This window comes from Sphingomonas bisphenolicum, assembly GCF_024349785.1.
Classification (GTDB): Bacteria; Pseudomonadota; Alphaproteobacteria; order Sphingomonadales; family Sphingomonadaceae; genus Sphingobium; species Sphingobium bisphenolicum.
In genome coordinates this window covers 272,260-289,357 of the sequence record NZ_AP018818.1, presented here as the reverse complement: position 1 = coordinate 289,357, position 17,098 = coordinate 272,260, and the positions used below count along the sequence as shown (strand labels likewise).

Annotated in this window: 10 protein-coding genes; 4 read left to right on the top strand and 6 right to left on the bottom strand. The window is 63.6% G+C overall.

The window, feature by feature from the left end; translation table 11 throughout:
- Nucleotides 1–98: 98 nt before the first annotated feature.
- The 4 genes from SBA_RS19765 to SBA_RS19750 all read right to left on the bottom strand — a co-directional run bounded on the left by SBA_RS19765 (nt 99) and on the right by SBA_RS19750 (nt 8,353).
- Nucleotides 99–2,168: a glycoside hydrolase family 97 protein gene (locus SBA_RS19765; protein ID WP_261937342.1), complete on the bottom strand. Its 2,070-nt coding sequence runs from the start codon at nt 2,166–2,168 to the stop codon at nt 99–101.
- Between the two features lie 11 nt (nt 2,169–2,179).
- Complete coding sequence (locus SBA_RS19760) at nt 2,180–3,787, bottom strand: alpha-amylase family glycosyl hydrolase (RefSeq protein ID WP_261937341.1); 1,608 nt, start codon at nt 3,785–3,787, stop codon at nt 2,180–2,182.
- A 16-nt stretch (nt 3,788–3,803) separates the two neighbouring features.
- Nucleotides 3,804–5,633 carry an alpha-amylase family glycosyl hydrolase gene (locus SBA_RS19755; protein ID WP_261937340.1) on the bottom strand — a complete coding sequence of 610 codons (1,830 nt, stop codon included), beginning with the start codon at nt 5,631–5,633 and terminating at the stop codon, nt 3,804–3,806.
- Nucleotides 5,634–5,704: 71 nt separating this feature from the next.
- Nucleotides 5,705–8,353, bottom strand: coding sequence for a TonB-dependent receptor (locus SBA_RS19750; RefSeq protein WP_449325379.1), 2,649 nt, complete (start codon nt 8,351–8,353; stop codon nt 5,705–5,707).
- Between the two features lie 329 nt (nt 8,354–8,682).
- Here SBA_RS19750 and SBA_RS19745 point away from each other — a divergent pair, with 329 nt between their 5' ends.
- The 3 genes from SBA_RS19745 (at nt 8,683) to SBA_RS19735 (ending at nt 14,241) form a co-directional block, all read left to right on the top strand.
- Nucleotides 8,683–9,717, top strand: coding sequence for a LacI family DNA-binding transcriptional regulator (locus SBA_RS19745; protein WP_261937338.1), 1,035 nt, complete (start codon nt 8,683–8,685; stop codon nt 9,715–9,717).
- A gap of 349 nt (nt 9,718–10,066) precedes the next feature.
- Entirely contained in the window at nt 10,067–11,629 is a 1,563-nt protein-coding gene (locus SBA_RS19740) for a long-chain-fatty-acid--CoA ligase (RefSeq protein WP_261937337.1), read from the top strand.
- Nucleotides 11,630–11,778: 149 nt separating this feature from the next.
- Nucleotides 11,779–14,241, top strand: coding sequence for a M20/M25/M40 family metallo-hydrolase (locus tag SBA_RS19735; protein ID WP_261937336.1), 2,463 nt, complete (start codon nt 11,779–11,781; stop codon nt 14,239–14,241).
- Between the two features lie 7 nt (nt 14,242–14,248).
- Here SBA_RS19735 and SBA_RS19730 read toward each other — a convergent pair whose 3' ends face one another.
- On the bottom strand, nt 14,249–15,301 hold the full coding sequence (locus SBA_RS19730) for a Leu/Phe/Val dehydrogenase (RefSeq protein WP_261937335.1): 1,053 nt from the start codon (nt 15,299–15,301) through the stop codon (nt 14,249–14,251).
- A gap of 126 nt (nt 15,302–15,427) precedes the next feature.
- Here SBA_RS19730 and SBA_RS19725 point away from each other — a divergent pair, with 126 nt between their 5' ends.
- Nucleotides 15,428–15,889: an Lrp/AsnC family transcriptional regulator gene (locus SBA_RS19725; protein ID WP_224547090.1), complete on the top strand. Its 462-nt coding sequence runs from the start codon at nt 15,428–15,430 to the stop codon at nt 15,887–15,889.
- Nucleotides 15,890–15,933: 44 nt separating this feature from the next.
- Here SBA_RS19725 and SBA_RS19720 read toward each other — a convergent pair whose 3' ends face one another.
- Entirely contained in the window at nt 15,934–17,079 is a 1,146-nt protein-coding gene (locus SBA_RS19720) for a dipeptidase (protein ID WP_224546913.1), read from the bottom strand.
- Nucleotides 17,080–17,098 lie beyond the last annotated feature (19 nt).

Here is a 17,098-nt window from a genome sequence, read left to right as displayed (position 1 = left end):
GGCCCGGCGTGCAGTCCGCTCCGGGGGCGGGGGAGACCGGCCTCCAAGGCCGGATTCGGAAGGCCCTTGCCCTCCGTTCGCGTCACGCGGACGGAGGGTTATTTTTTGGCCGCTACCAGTCGCATCGCCGCGCCGCCGCCCGGCGCCAGCCACAGATCGTAGCGGTCGCCCTTGCGGAACGTCCGCGTCTCATAGGTGATCCTGTGGCGGGCGTCGCTAAGATAGGTCGCGCCCTCGCCATCCTTGTAGATGGTGGCGTTGTAGGTCTTGCCCGGTTCCAGATAGTCGAAGTTCAACGTCACCGTCCGCGCGGTCGCGTCGTTGACGCCGCCGACATACCAATTCTCGCTGTTGCGATCCTTGCGCGCGAACATGGCATAGTCTCCCACTGCGCCCGCGATCAGGTGGCTTTCGCTCCAGTCGGCCGGCACCTTGGCAATGAAGTCCAGCTCGCTGGGATATTTTGCGAGATTTTCGATGAAGTCCGCCGCCATCTGGATCGGCGAATAGAGGGCGAGATAGAGGCCGAGCTGCTTGGCCAATGTGGATGCCAGCGGGGCATGGTCCGCGCCCTCCAGGCTCAGCACACCCGGCGTGAAGTCCATCGGGCCGGACAGCATTCGGGTGTAGACCAAGGTCGGCTCGTGATCCGGGCCGTTGGCGAAGGCGCCCCAGGCATTATATTCCATGCCGCGCGCGCCTTCGCGCCCGACCCAATTGGGGTAGGTGCGGCGCAGGCCGGTGTCCTTGATCGGCTCATGCGCGTTGACCGCGACATGATATCTGGCGGCCGTCTCCACGACGCGCAGATGATGCTGGGCCATGCGCTGGCCGTCATGATATTCCATATGCGTTTCGCCAGGCTTGTCCCCCGGCGCGATGATGCCGCCCGCGTCGGCGACATAGCCGGTCTTGACGACATCGACGCCAAGACCGCCATAAAGCTTCATCGCGTCGTCCAACTGCGCTTCATAATTGGCGATATTGCCGCCGGTTTCGTGATGCCCGATCAAGTGGACGCCCTTCTTCTTCGCATAGGCGGCAAGGCCCGGCAGGTCGAAGTCGGGGGTCGATTGCGTGTAGCTGAAGTCGTCGCCATGGCCGAACCAGTCGCCATTCCAGCCCTTGTCCCAGCCTTCGACCAGCACGCCGCGGAAGCCATGTTTGGCGGCGAAATCGATATATTGCTTCGTGCGGGTGGTGGTGGCGCCATGTTTCGGCCCTTCGGCCCAGCTCCAGTCGCCCCGGATCATGCCCCACCAGATGCCGATATATTTGGCGGGTTGGAACCAGCTGACGTCGCCCAGCTTGTTGGGTTCGTTGAGGTTGAGTTCCAGATCATTTTCGACCAGCCCCGCCGCACTGTCGGCGATGCGGATGGTCCGCCAGGGCGTGTTGAACGGCAGGTCGCGGATCACCCGCGCGCCCTGCGACGAGGGCGACAGGGTGGTGCGGAAGGTCTGGCCAGACGCGCGCTTCAGCCAATAGGCCGCATAATCGACCAGCGCGGCTTCGTGGAAGCTGAGATGCGTGCCGTCGTCCAGCCGCATGGTGATCGGGGTATGGGCGGTCGACACGGCGTCGATCGGCGTCTTCTGATAGACCTGTTCGTACCGGTTCCATTCGCCGCCCGGAATCCACCAGGCCGTGCCCTTGGGCGCGATGTCGAACTCGGTCGTCTCGTCGGCGATCTTCATCGTCTTGAGGCCCGGCTGCTCCGGCAGTTCGTAGCGGAAGCCGACACCGTCATCGAACAGGCGGAAATGCACGTTCATCAGGCGCGCGCCCTGCACGTCCGACTGGCGGAAGCGGACCGTCACTTCATTATAGCGGTCGGTGACGAAGCGGCGCTCACCCCAAGGCTGTTCCCAGCGATCATTGCCCTGCCCCTTGTCCGACCCGGCGATCGAGAAGCCCCGCACCATGTTGAGGCCGTCGGTCAGGATGAAGCCCAGCTTCGATGGCGCGATCAGCAGCTTGCCCTTGCGCGAGAGCGACCAGGTCGGGCGGCTGTCATTGTCGGTCGAGACGGTGAGAACGATCGAGCCATCAGGCGATGCGGCGGTGACGGCGGTCCGGACTTCCTGCGCGAAGGCCGGAGTCAAAGCCGGAGTGGTCAGGACGAACGGAAGGGCCAGCGCGCAGGCGCGCAGCGTCGTGTTCAGCATGGGGCTTCTCCTTATTCTTCGATCATCAGCGCGCCGAAGGGCGGCAGGGCGCCAGGCGTGGCGCCATTGACGGCGCACAGCAGCTTGTTGGTCGGTGCGATCTCTTCGGGCCAGGCCGCCGGTTCGGCCGACAGGTTGAACAGGCAGAGCAGGGACTGGCCATCCGCCGCACGACGGAACAGCAGCCGCTGCTCGTCGGCGATCACTATCTCCAGACTGCCATGGCGCAGCGCGGGGTTCGCTTTGCGCAGCGCCAGCATGGCGCGGGTGTGGTTGAGCAGCGAATGGACGTCCGCCTCCTGCGCGTCCACCGCGCGGGGGAGATTCTCGTCCCCCACCGGCAACCAGGATTCGGCATCGCTAAAACCCGCCTGCGGCGCTTCCGCCGACCAGGGCAGCGGCGTGCGGGCGCCGTCGCGTGACAGGGTCAGCGGCCAGTTCGCGATGGCTTCGGGGTCTTGCAGGCGCTCGAACGGTATATCGACCTGGGTGATGCCCAGTTCCTCGCCCTGATAGAGGATGGCATTGCCGCGCAGCGCGACCAGCAGCATCGCCTTCAGCCGGCCGAAGGCAGGGCGATCGTCGGGCGTGCACCATCGGGACAGGGCGCGCGGCGCGTCATGATTTTCGAACGCCCAGCTCGGCCATCCCATGCCCGGCTCGTCGGGCCAGCGATCGACCGTTTCGGCGACCAGCGCGGGCGTTAGCGTGTCGGCATAGAGGAAGTTGAAGCCATAGGCGCTGTTGAGGTGGGTTTCGCCCGCCGTATAGGCCTTCATCTCCGTCTCGGACAGGTCGCCGCCCACCTCCGCCACGGTGAAGATCGCGCCATATTCGTCGCAGAGCGTGCGGATGCGTTCGATGAAATCGACGACGCCGGGATGCGATTGACTGTAACGTTTGATCTGGAAATCGAAGGATCGGGTCCGCGGCTTGCCCGTATCGGGCGCGGCCGGATTGTCGCGCAGCAGCGGGTCGTGCATCGAATGGTTGAGCGCGTCGAGCCGGAAGCCGTCCACCCCGCGGTCGAGCCAGAAACGCATCGCGTCGAGCAGCGCGTCCTGCACCGCCGGGTTATGGAGGTTGAGCTGCGGCTGGCTGCTCAGAAACTGGTGCATATAATATTGGCCACGCCGCCCGTCCCAGGTCCAGGCCGGGCCGCCGAAGACCGACTGCCAGTTGTTGGGCGGGGTGCCGTCTTCCCTGGGATCGACCCAAACGAACCAGTCAGCCTTGTCGCCCGTCCGGCTGGCCCGGCTCTGCGCGAACCAGTCGTGCAGATCGGACGTATGGGCGTAGACCTGATCGATCGTGACCTTGAGGCCAAGGTCATGGGCGCGGGCGACCAGCGCGTCGAAGTCGGCGAGCGTGCCGAAAATCGGATCGACATCGCAATAATCGGCGATGTCATAGCCGAAATCGCGCATGGGCGAGGTGAAAAAGGGGGATATCCAGATGGCGTCCACGCCCAGTTTCGCGACATGCGCCAGGCGTGCGGTGATGCCATTGAGGTCGCCGACGCCGTCGCCATTGCTGTCCTGGAAGCTGCGCGGATAGATTTGGTAGATCACCGCCCCCTTCCACCAGGGCTGATCGGTCGATGTCGTCGCTAGCGTCATGAAGGCGTTCCGGCGGTTAGGGGTGAGCGGCGCAGACGGCATAGCCGAAGGCGGGGAGGGAGAGGGCAAGGCTGCCCGGCGCCTGGGCGGCGGCCGGGCAGGCGCCGGCCAGCGACGTGAAGCCGCCGCTGGCGGGATCGACCGCGATATGGCCCGACAGCGGCGCGGCCGATGTGTTGAAGGCGACCACTATCTCGCGGCCCGTATCGGGATCGATGCGGGACACGGCGAAAAGGCCGGGCTTGTCCGAACTGGCGCGCAGCAGAGTCGCGCCGCGCGACAGGGCCGGCGTGTCGCGGCGGATCTTCGCCAGGTGCGCGATGGCGCGATAGAGCGGGTGATCCGTGCGGAAATTATCCGTCGCCGTGGTCGATGCCGTCCCGACCAGCCTGTCCGCATTATATTCCGCGACCTGCGAGGCGAACATGTCCTGCCGCGCCTGCTGGTCGTTGCCGGTGCCGGCAAAGCCCTGTTCGTCGCCATAATAGAGGGTCGGCACGCCGCGCAGCGTCAGCAGCATCGCATGGCCCAATATGTCACGGGCCAGTTCCTCGTCCGCGCTCATGCCGGGATTGGCCTGACGCAGGAAGAAGGCGAAGCGGCCGGCATCATGGTTGCCGAGGAAGGTCGGCAATTGCAGCGCCGCCGACTTGCCGCCTTCATAGAGTGCATCATCCTCGCCGAGACGGGCGAGCATGTCGGTGCCGGTCTTGCCACTGGCGGCATCGACCGCGGCGCGCATGAAGGCGAAGTCGAGCACGGCGGGGAAGGCGGCGGTACGGGTCCAGCTTGCCAGCAAGGCAGGGTCGTAAGCGTCGGTGGCGACTTCGCCGAAGACATGGAAGTTGGGAATGCCTTTCGCCGCCGCATGCGCGCGGATGGCGGGGATGAAGGCGCGCCAGAATTCTGCATTCACATGACGCGCCGTATCGATGCGATAGCCGTCGATGCCAAACCGGTCGATCCAGCCCCTGTAGATGGCGATGAATCCTTCGACCACGCGCGGGTCTTCGGTGGCGAGATCGTCAAGGCCGACGAAATCGCCATATTGGGAACTCTCGCCCTTCCAGTCGGTATCGCCGCGATTATGATAATAGATGGGGTCGTTGAGCCAGGCGGGGACTTTGACCCTCGCCTCGCCTTTCGGCACGACCGGCGTATAGGCGAAGGCGGAATCGATCAGTTTCGCCCAATTGGCCGGGCTGCAGTCGCGGTCGCCGGCGAACCCTGGATTGATCGGCTGGCCCGCCGCGCCACCCCGGCGCGACCAGGGATAATCGGCCTTGCTGCGATAGGGGGCCGCGCTGGCGGGGCTTTCCTTATACTGGATCACATCGGCCGTATGGTTGGCGATAATGTCCATATAGACTTTCATGCCGCGCGCGTGGGCGGCATCGACCAGTGTCCTGAAGTCCTTGTCCGTGCCCAAATGGGGATCGACAGTGGTGAAGTCCGTCACCCAATAGCCATGATAGCCCGCGCTTTCCTGCCCCTTGGCGCCCTGCACCGGCTTGTTCTTGAAGATCGGCGCCAGCCAGATCGCGGTCGCGCCAAGGCCCTGAATATAGTCGAGCTTGGCCGTCAGCCCCTTGAGGTCGCCGCCATGATAGAAGGCCCGCGAGGTCGGGTCGTAGCCGGTCTGGAGCGGACCACCCTTCAGGCCGCCGGTGTCGTTCTTCGGGTCGCCATTGGCGAAGCGATCCGGCAGGACGAAATAGACGATCTCCTGTTCCGGCGTGCGCGCCCGCAGCGCGCTGAGCGTGTCGGCAAACGCCAGCGGCGCGCCCAGGAGAGCCGCGCCGATCCCGGCGGCTGTCACGAAGAATTTCGTGGCCGTTCGACCCATCACGGGCACCCCTTTGTTTGAACCTTGGAAAAAGGCCCGGCGACGATAAGGCCGCCGGGCCACTCTACACATCAGAAGCGGTAGTTGAAGCCCGCCATGAAGCGGCGGCCGTAGCTTTGATAGTTGCGGATCTGGATCGATGCGCCGGTATCGACCGACACGAAGGGTTCGTCGGTCAGGTTCTGGCCCTGCACGAACACCGACAGACCTTCGAGGGCGCTGCCCTTCTGGAAATCATAGCCGACCTGCGCGTCGACGATGGTTTCCGCGAGCGCCCGGCGCAACTCCCGCTCGCCGCCAAAGCCGACGAACTGGCCGACGAAGGCGGAACGGTAGCGCACCGAACCGCGGGCGTTGAAACCCCATTTTTCGAAGAAGAGCGTGCCGTTGGCGACCCAGCGCGAATAATCGGGAAGGTCTTCCGACGCTGCGCCGACGCCTGGTTTGATGCTGGTCTTGGTATAACCCACACCGCCGGTCAGGCCGAAGCCGTCGAGCGCCGGGGTGACGATGTCCAATGGTACGGTGCCCGCGACTTCGAAGCCGTAAAGCTTGCCGCCCTTGCCGTTGACGGGACGGGTCAGCGTGCCGTCGGGATCGGTGACGCCGGGCGGCAGAACCACCGGCAGGCCGGTATAGTCGAACGCCGCCGTCTCGCGATAGACATAGCTTTGCAGCTTTTTCGCGAAGAGTTGCAGGCTGACATAGCCCTTGGTGCCGAAATATTTCTCGAAATTGAGGTCCGCCGCCCAGGCGCGATAGGGACGAAGATAGGGGTTGCCGCCAGTGCCGGTGATGACGCCGCTGGCGGTGTTATAGCCATAATCCAGGCTGACTTTCATATCCTCGAACCGGGGACGCTGGATTTCACGCGCGGCGGCCAGACGGATGACGAAGTCGCTGGGGAAGCGCAGCGACATGTTCATGCTGGGAAGGATGTCCCAATAGTTATCGCCCCGCGTCGTCGGCACGAGCGAAGCCGCCGCCAGATTCACGAAACCGCGCGACTTCTGTTCGGTATTTTGCGCCAGCACGCCGAAATTGCCGCTCAGCTCCGCCGATCCCATGTCGGATTTTATATTAGCCATCAGATAGGCCGACATTACCCGCTCCGTCACCGAATAGGCCTTGGCCGGCACATCCTTGCTGGGGTTCAGCGTCTTGATATAGACGCCGTCCGCCAGCAGCTTGAACGGATCGTAGGACAGGATCGGGCCGACGCCGATGAAGCTCAGGTCGGTCGCCGCCAGACGATATTGCTCGGGCAGCACCAGCGACGTTGCGCCGTTCGCAAGGTTCAGCACATATTCTTCCGGCGTCTTCGACTTGGTGCGGTCGACATAGCCCAGGCCCGCCGTGATCTTCGACAGGAAGCTGCCCTCAATCTCCTTGCCGAACTCGACCTGATAGCTTTTGATCTCGTCGTCGATGATGCGGTTGTTATAATAGCCTTCCTGATGGCCGAGCGGCGCGCCGCCGCCCCAGCCGAGCGGATCGGTCAGCACCATCAGATTGGGATCGCTATAGTCGAGCTGGTGGCTGGTGAAATGGGTGCCCTTGCCGTCGCTGACGAAGTCCAGCGTATCGGTCGCGCCATTGCCGGGACCATAGCCGGTGCCGGCATTGGATTCGAGTGACAGTTCGTTGCGATCGGTGCGCGAATAGCCGAAGTCGAAGCTGGCCGACCAGCCATCGTCGCCGGTATATTTGGCGTTGAAGCCGCCTGAGAATATCTTCGACTTGCGCTCATAGCCATGGTTGTTGACCACGGCCTCGACACCGGTGAACGTGCCCTTGTTGATGAAGTCGCCGTCGGTGCCGATGCTGGACGGAACCAGGCTCGCGCCGCTCCAGTAGAGCGGGAATTCGACGCCGCGCTTGATCTGCTTTTCCTTGAAGTCGCCATAGAAGCCATCGAAGGTCAGCAGCAGCGTGTCGGTCGCCTGCACCTGCACCGCACCCTGGATGCCCAGGCGCTTCAGTTGGGTGGATACCCCGAACGGCTTGATGCCGCCGATCACCTTGTCGCCATTCGGCCCGTCGGCATAGCCCCAGGCCTCGAACTCCTTCGACTGATAGGGCTCGTCATTATAGGCTGCGGAGAGTGACACGCCGATCCGGTCGCCGGCAAACTGGCCGACATAGGTGCCGGTCAGGCGATAGCCCTTGTCCTTGCTGTCGGCATTTACCTTGCCGAGATCGGTATAGACGCCGCGCGCGCCGACCGAGAATAATTCCTTGCCATAGTCGAGCGGACGGATGGTGCGGATGTCGACGGTACCGGCCAGACCCTGGTTGATGAGGTTGGCCTGGGGCGACTTGAACACATCGACGCGGCTGACGACTTCAGACGGATATTGGTCGAATTCGACGTTGCGCTGTTCGCCGGTCGAGGTTTGCGGACGGCCGTTGAGCGTGGTCGAAGACAGGTCGGCGCTGGCGCCGCGGATCGCGATCGAATTGGCGCGGCCGAACAGGCGCTGGGATGTCAGGCCCGGCAGACGGGCGATGGATTCGCCGATCGATGCGTCGGGCAGCTTGCCGATATCCTCGGCCGACACCGATTCCACGATCTGCGCGGCGTTCTTCTTCACATTGACGGCGCTCTGCAGCGCGGCGCGGAAGCCGGTGACGATGATCGTGTCGTTGGCTGCATCCTGCGGCGCGGCGTCGGCCTGCGGGGCGTCCTGGGCGAAGGCGGGGATGGCGGTCGTCGCCATGATGGCCAGAAGCGATGCGCCGAACAAACGGACGCGATGATGATGTTGAGCCACTATTATCCTCTCCCCCATGAACATCGGACAGACTATTGGCCGATGTTGGAACCCTGGCCGCAGGCGTGGCTGTGCAGCGCCACGTTCCTGCGGGTAGGCCGGTCATACGCCCCGTTCGCGCGGCCCGGCCATAAGGCATACGTATACGCATAATATGCGCGCCGCCCGACTGTGGCCGTGATGCCACTGGGCCATGGTCGCCAGGGCCGCGATTGCCTTGCTTTGCAGCTCGCCCTACCATGGCTGTGGCGTATCGACCGCGCCGGGAGAAGGATATGGGGCGCCAGCCCAGCAGCAAGCCGACCAGCTTCGACATCGCCTATCTGGCCGGCGTGTCGCAGCCCACGGTCAGCCGCGCGCTGCGCGGATCGCGATCGGTCAGCCTCGCCACGCGTCAGCGGATCGAGGCGATCGCCCGCGAACTCAATTATTCGGTGGACAAGAACGCCTCGTCGCTCCGGTCGCAGCGGTCGAACACGATCGCACTGCTGTTCTTCGAAGATCCCACCCCCGACGAATCGAACATCAACCCCTTCTTCCTTGCCATGCTGGGATCGATCACGCGGCAATGCGGCGCGCGCGGACTGGATCTGCTCATCTCGTTCCAGAAGATGGAGGATGACTGGCATGTCCGCTATCAGGACAGCCATCGCGCCGACGGCCTGATCCTGCTCGGCTATGGCGACTATACGCTCTATGCCCGGCGATTGACCGAACTGGTCGATCACGGCACGCATTTTGTCCGCTGGGGATCGGTCGGAGAGGCGACGATCGGCCCGACCGTGGGGTCGGACAATATCGGCGCCGGGCGACTGGCGGGTGAGCATCTGCTGGGGATCGGTCGGCGGCGCATCGCCTTTCTGGGACAGGCGGACGAACATTATCCCGAATTTGCCGACCGCTACCGGGGGCTGTGCGACGCGATGGCGACATCAGGCATTGCGCCCGACCCGGCGCTGCAGGTCGATGCGCTGACCGCAGAGGATGCCGGGCACGCCGCCGCCCGGACGCTGATCGCGCGGGCCAGGCCTTTCGACGCGATCTTCGCCGCGAGCGACCTGATCGCAATCGGCGCGATGCGCGCATTGGCCGAGGCGGGCCTGTCGGTTCCGGACGACGTCGCCATCGTCGGCTTCGACGATATCCCCGCCGCCAGCCTGACCACCCCGCCGCTCACCACCATCATGCAGGACATGAAGGGGGCCGGGCAATTGCTGATCGACACGCTGGTCGCGCAGATAGAAGGAAAGGATCGGCCGGCCAGCATGTTGCCCGCGCGGCTGGTGGTGCGCCGAAGCGCGGGTGCATAGCGGATTACGCCCACTGCAAAAGTTCGGGATAGGAAAACATCATCGGCATGATCTATAGTGAAAAAATATTTCTTTTTTTGAAAAATACTTGAATTGCGTTCGGGAAGCGAAGACACTCGGCGCCTGGAGAAGGAAGGGCGATGGCAGCAGCCATAGGCCCAGCTGAAAAGGTGGCATATGATCCCTTTATCTGCATGGCCCGTCATGTGCAGCCGCGTGGCCGGCGTCGCGTTGGGGCGGCGCTCTTCACCCGACCAAAGCCTTAACCTCCCATCATGATGTCGCGGTCGAGGATGTGCGTCGTCGCTCCACTTTGTCGTCCTGTCCCCGGCATGCCGGAGGCGATCGGGTGAACACGCCCAGAATTCTGTCGACGCCTGGCGCGAACGCCTATGCCTATCCGCTGCTGATCCGCCATCTGCTCGCCAATGTCGCGAACCAGACGGATGCGGAAATCGTCAGTGGCGAGCTGCGCTTCGGCTATCGTGCGTTCGTTGATCGCGTAACGCGGCTGGCGGCCTTGCTGACGGCGCGCGGCGTGCGGGCCGGCGATACGGTGGCGGTGATGGACTGGGACAGCCACCGCTATCTCGAATGCTATTTCGCCATTCCGATGATGGGCGCGATCCTCCAAACGGTGAATGTCCGGTTGTCGCCCGCCCAGATCGACTTCACGCTGCGCCAGTCGGGCGCATCCTTCCTCCTCCATCATGCCGATTTCGCGCCCCTCTGCGCCCAACTATTGCTGGCGCTGCCGCAGATTGGGGGCCTGATCGTCATGGACGGGGCGGACGAAGACAATGATTATGAAGCGCTGATCGCCGCCGCCAGCCCCGATTTCATCTTCGGCGATTTCGACGAGAATGCGATCGCCACCACCTTTCACACCACCGGGACGACGGGCGATCCCAAACAGGTCTTCTTCAGCCACCGGCAGTTGGTCCTGCACACGATCGCGCTGGCGGCGACGCTGGCGAACCAGCCCGACGGGCAGGGAATGCGGCGGACGAATGTCTACATGCCGATGACGCCGATGTTTCACGTCCACGCATGGGGAATGCCCTATGTCGCGACGATGCTGGGTGTCAAACAAGTCTATCCCGGTCGCTATGATCCCGCGACCTTGCTGGCGCTCAAGCGTCGGGAGGGCGTGGATTTTTCCCATTGCGTGCCGACCATCCTGCGTATGCTGCTGGACGCCAATGCAGCCGGCGGAGACAGTCTGGCGCCCTGGACCTTCGTCATCGGCGGATCGGCACTGCCGGCTGCTTTGGCGCAGGAGGCCGAAATGGCTGGCATCACGATATTGGCCGGTTATGGCATGTCCGAAACCGGTCCGGTGGTGGCGCTGGCGCGGGGACTACAACCGGACGTGGCAAAATGTTGCCGTGCCGGCTTCCCCGCTATCCTGGTCCAGGCCCGGATCGACATGGACAAGGGTGGCGAACTGCTGCTGCGCGCGCCATGGTTGACGCAGGGCTATGCCACGCAGCCGGATTCCGACACATTGTGGGCAGACGGATGGATGCATACGGGTGACGTCGCGGCGTTGGATGGCGATGGCGCGCTGCGCATTGTCGATCGGCTGAAGGACGTCATCAAGTCTGGAGGGGAATGGGTGTCCTCGGTGGATCTTGAAGATTTGCTGGTTGCGCTGCCTGGGGTGGCGGAGGCGGGCGTCATCGCCATGCCGGACGCAAAATGGGGCGAGCGGCCCGTCGCCTTCATCGTCGCGGCCCGGGGGGCACCGCCGCCCGATATGGATCTGCTATGCGTGCAGCTCCAGCAGCATGTCGCATCGGGTCGCATCAGCCGCTACGCCATTCCGGAGAGGCTTGTGCTGGTCGAAGCGCTGCCGCGCACCAGCGTCGGCAAGATCGACAAAAAGGCGCTGAGAGCCATGCTGGCATGACGGGGCGGGGCTTCCCTGATCTTTTCTGCAAATGCCTCCGCTCGCGTGCGTTCATATGCCCCATCCCCCGCAAGCCCTTTTGCTTTGAGGCAGGAAAACGGACGGAATCATTTTCCTAATTTGATTATTTTCTATAAATAAGACAATAAATGTCCATGGAGAAAATTTCCGCTGACGAAGCCGTCGATCAACTGTCCAACTCGCTGTCGCGTTGGGCGCTCGCCCTGCTCGTCATTGCCTGCGGGGTCGCGCTTGGGATCATGGCCAACCGCTTGCCCGCGCCTAAATCCGCCACCGCGCCGACGACCGACTTTTCCGCCGATCGCGCCATGCAACATGTCCGCGCCATCGCCACCCGCCCGCATCCGACCGGATCGCCGGAGATAGACGACACCAGGCGTTACCTGATGAACCAGACCCAGGCGCTTGGCCTAAATCCGCTGCTCCGCACGCAAACCGCCATTTCGGCGCGACGCTATTTCAACGACGTCGCCCCGGCCGGCCGGATGCAGAATATCGTGGCGGAATATCGGGGAATCGATCCCACATTGCCTGCCGTGCTGCTGATGGCGCATTATGACACCGCGGCGCTGTCGCCGGGGGCGGGGGACGATACGTCGGGCGTGGCGGTTGCGCTGGAAGTGGCGCGCGCGCTCAAAGCGGCGGGTGCGTTACGGCGATCGGTGATCTTCCTCTTCACCGATGGCGAAGAAGCCGGCCTGCTGGGATCGACCGCCTTTTTCGCAAGCGATCCTCTGCGCCGACGCATCGGGCTGGTCATCAATCTGGAAGCGCGGGGCGACAGTGGCAGGGCGCTGATGTTCCAGACCAGCGCCGGAAACAGTCGCCTGATCGATGTCTATCGACAGGCCGTCCCGTCGCCTGCGGCCGACTCGCTGCTCGTCACGATCTACAAACATATGCCCAACGACACCGACCTCACGGCGGCGCTCGACAAGGGGCTTGCTGGCCTGAATTTCGCCTTTGTCGGGCATCAGATGGCCTATCACACGGCGCTGTCCACGCCCGACCGGCTGAATGCCGGCAGCATTCAGCATATGGGGGATCAGGTGTTGCCGGCTGTCCGCCTGTTCGCTCAGGCGGACAGCCTCGACCGGGCGCAGGATGACAGCATCTTTTCCGACCTGTTCGGCCTGTTCCTGATCGCCTACCCGTCATGGCTGGGGTGGGTGCTGGCGATTGCGACGGTCGGCGCGACTTTCGCCATGACGGGTGTCGCTTTGGCCCGGCGCACCATCGACTGGCGCGATATGCTGGCTGGCGCGGGCGGTCTGCTGGCTCTGCTGCTGGGCATCGCGACGATGCTGATGCTCGCGCTGCGCCTGGCCAACCTGATCGTGCGCGACCTGTCGACCCCCTATGCGCTGATCGGCCAGTTTGGCGCGCTGCTGGCGGCCACGGCCCTGCTGGGCATCAGCTTCGGTCTGCTGTTGCTCGGCGTCGCCATGACGGCAAGGCCCAAGGTCGCGGCCCTGGGGCTGGGGATAGCGGGTCTGGCGACAGGCTTTCTCGGCAGCTTCAGCGCGATTCCGCTGATTGTAGGCGGCGGCGCGGCTCTCCTGGTTTTCGCCAATATGCGACGACCTGTATCGTTGAACGGCTGGTTTGCGGGAGCCATGACGTTGGTCGGGCTGCTGGCGCTCGCGTTCCAGATCATGTTGCCCAATGGCGCTCATATTCTCCTATGGCCGCTGCTGTTGTTCGCATTGCCGCTGGCGATGCTCCTGTTCGCGCCCATTAGCTCCCTTCAGCCGCTGGGACTGTTGGCGATGACGGCGTCGGCCATCCTGATCGCGGGGTTGATGGCTCGTGCGGGCTATGACTTCTTCCTGATGATCGGGGTGTCGCTCCCGGCCATCGTAACGCCCTTCATCCTGCTGACACTGCTTGCGCTGGCGCCACTGCTCTGGTCGTCGCGCAATCTCCTGCGCGTCGCCTCGATCGGCTCGGTCGCCGGCTTGGGCCTTTTCGTTGCCGCGGCCATTGATGCGCGAACGCCGACGGCGGACAATCCGGACATGGTCGAAGCCTTCTACATCGCCGACATCGACAGCGCGCGCGCCAATTGGGTGAGCGCCAGGCTGGATCGCGCCGGCTGGGTCCGGCGCACGCTGTCGCAGGATGGCGGCGTGCCTCGGCTGGGGTCGATCGCGCCAATCGCCAAGGACGATCATTGGATCGCGCCGGCAAAGCCCGCCGCCTACGCCCGGCCGGTGCTGCGACTGACTGCGACGTCCGCCGGTAATGGGCATCGCATCAACCTCGTCGCGGCCAATCGCAATGGCGGGCGGTTCATGCGCCTGTTCTTCAAGCCTTCGGTGGAATTGCGGAACCTGCGGCTGATGGATCAGCCGGTGTCAGGGCCGATCAAGGCTGGTGATTGGTCGTCTATGACCTTCCACGCCAGCGGAGCTGATCCGGTGCATGTCAGCATGGATGCGGCCGGACCGGGCCAGATGGACATCCAGTTGATCGAAGTCCGGGACCAGTGGCCCGAAGGCGCGAAAACGATCCCGTTGCCGCCGCACAGTATCCCGTATCGCCGCGCAGGCAACAGCCTGATCCTGGCCCGCGCGGCGCTTAGATGGTGAGGTCGGTTCAGGCAGCCTGACGGCTGGCGGCGGTGATGATCCGTTCGGCCATCTCGTCCGCCACCCATGCGGGGGAATGGCCTTCGCGGCGGGCGAGATCCAGTATCTCGCCGGCGCGGGGACCGATCTGGTCGACGCGAGCAGCGACGCTCGCGCGATCCTCGCCCAGATATTCGGCCGACACGCTGATGATGCCGCCGGCATTGACGACATAGTCGGGCGCATAGGCGATACCGCGTTCCAGCAGCAGGTCGGCGACTTCGGGCGAGGCGAGCTGGTTGTTCGCGGCGCCGCAGACGAGCCTGGCCTGCATCGCCGTCACGCTTTGCACCGTCAGCGCGCCGCCCAGAGCGCAGGGCGCGAAAATGTCCGCCTCGACCGATGCGATGTCTTCGACATCGACGATATGGGCGTCGAGGACGGCGCTCAATGCATTGCGACGACGCGGGTCGATGTCGGCGATGATCAGCCGTGCGCCCGCATCGGCCAGGCGGCGGCACAGGCTGGCCCCGACATTGCCGGTTCCCTGGACCGCCACGGTCAGGTCCGACAGTTCGGCGCCCAATGTCAGGCGGGCGGCGGCCCGCATCGCCTCGAACACCCCCAGCGCCGTCCAGGGCGAAGGATCGCCACCAGCCTGATCGTCCGATGAATCCAGCCCGGCGACATGACGCGTCGCGGACGATACGTCGCGCATGTCGGCGACGGTCGTGCCGACATCTTCGGCGGTGACGTACAGGCCATCCAGTGCCTCGACCGCGCGGCCGAAGGCACGGAACAGCGCGGTACGATCGAACGCCCCTTCGGGGCGGCGCAACACCGCCTTGGCGCCGCCAAAGGGAAGGCCGGCCAGCGCATTCTTGTAGCTCATGCCTTCGGCCAAGCGACAGGCGTCGTCAAAGGCCGATTCCAGATCGGGATAGTGCCAGAAACGGCACCCGCCCGCCCCCGGACCGATGGCCGTTGAATGGATGGCGATGACCCCGTCCAGGCCGTTTTCGGGATCGAGCAGACGCACTGATTGCATCGGCGGGTTCAGGCGGGCAGGGCGGACGACCATGATTTTCTCCTCTGGGATTGCCGCCCGGCTTATCCACCGTCGCGCGAGAAGAAACTTGCCTCATTTTCCGGTCAATCCGAGGATGGTGGGATGATTTATCCGACACTGTGCTATAATGTGGATAATATGATCGATCTCGATAATTTCGAGCGGAAGATTCTCCGCGAATTGCAGCGTGACGCGAGTCAGACGACGGCGCAAATCGCCGAGAAGGTCGGACTGACGCCATCGCCTTGCTGGCGTCGCATCGACCGGCTGGAACGGGAGGGTCTTATCCGCAAGCGCGTGGCGGTGATCGACCGACGCAAGGTCGGGCTGAATGCCCATGTCTTCGCACAGGTGAAGCTCAATGCGCATGGTCGCGCCAATCTCGATGAGTTCAGCGAAGCCATCCGGGGCTTTCCGGAGGTGCTGGATGCCTATGTGCTAATGGGCACGATGGACTTCATGTTGCGGATCGTGGCGAAGGACATCGACGCCTATGAGCGTTTCTTCTTTGAGCGCCTGAGCAAATTGTCGGGCGTGCAGGAAATCAATTCGACGGTGGCCCTGTCGGAAATCAAATCGACGAACGAACTGCCGATCTGATGGCGGCGGCATTTTGATCGCCCCGCCGCCATATTCCGTCGATATTATTTCCAGGTCGTGCCCAGCAACCGGCGGAAATTGCCACCCAGCACCGCCCGGACATTATCGTCGGAATAATTGCGGCGCACCATTTCCTCTACCAGATTATACATCTTAAGCGGGTCGTCGAATCCATCCGTGTCGATCTTGTCGCGAAAGGCGTAACTGCCCTTGTAGCCGGCCTTCAGCTTGGCATAGGCGGTCGGTTCCATATCGTCATAACCGTAGATGTCAGCGTCCGACCCGATGCCGACCTTGTCGATGCCGATCAGCTTGGCGACATGATCGACCTGGTCGACCAGATTGGCGATGGTCGTCGGCTCCTGCGCGGTGAGGAAGTTGCGCACCCCTGTAATGCCCATTACGCCGCCCTTGGCGCCCAGCGCCTTGATCGCCTCGTCCGTCTTGGTGCGGGGATGGTTGTTGAGCGCCCGGCAATTGCTGTGGGTGATCGCGATCGGGCCGCTGGCCATGGCGATGGCGTCCAGCGTGGTCTTGTCGCCGCAATGGGACACATCGACCACCATGCCGACCTTGTTCATCTCCGCGACGATCGCGACGCCATAGTCGGACAGGCCGCCGTCGATACGATCGGTGCAGCCCGATCCTATTCTGTTCTGGCTGTTATAGGTCAACTGCGACACGCGCTGTCCCAGTTGATAGAATGTCTTCACATCTGCCAATGTTTCGAAATGGTCGCTATTCTGAAGGCCCATGATGACTCCCATTCGGCCGTCCGCCTTTGCTCGATCGAGGTCGGCACCCAACCCTATGCCCTGGAACAGATGCGGATTGCGCGCGACGAAGCCGGTCCAGGCCAGTAGCCATTGCAGCGTTTCAGAGCGCGCGTTCGGCCCGCCAATGCCGATGCTGTTGTGGAAAGCGGTAATGCCGCTCGCGCGGAAATCCGCCGCCCATTTTTCGCTCACCGGCTCGGCATAGACGTCCGGGCGGAAGTCGAGCGTCAACGGCCCCAGCATGTCGATGATGAGCGACCCTTTCACCAGATCGGTCACTCGCTTCGAATAACGGCGCGGTGAAGCCGCATGGGCCTGATAGAGGCCGCCATTGATCATCGGAAAAGCCAGTGCTGCGGCCGTGACCGTGCCGGCCAGCAATTGCCGCCGCGAAACGCTGTTTATCTTGTCCATGTCCAATCCCTTCTTGTCG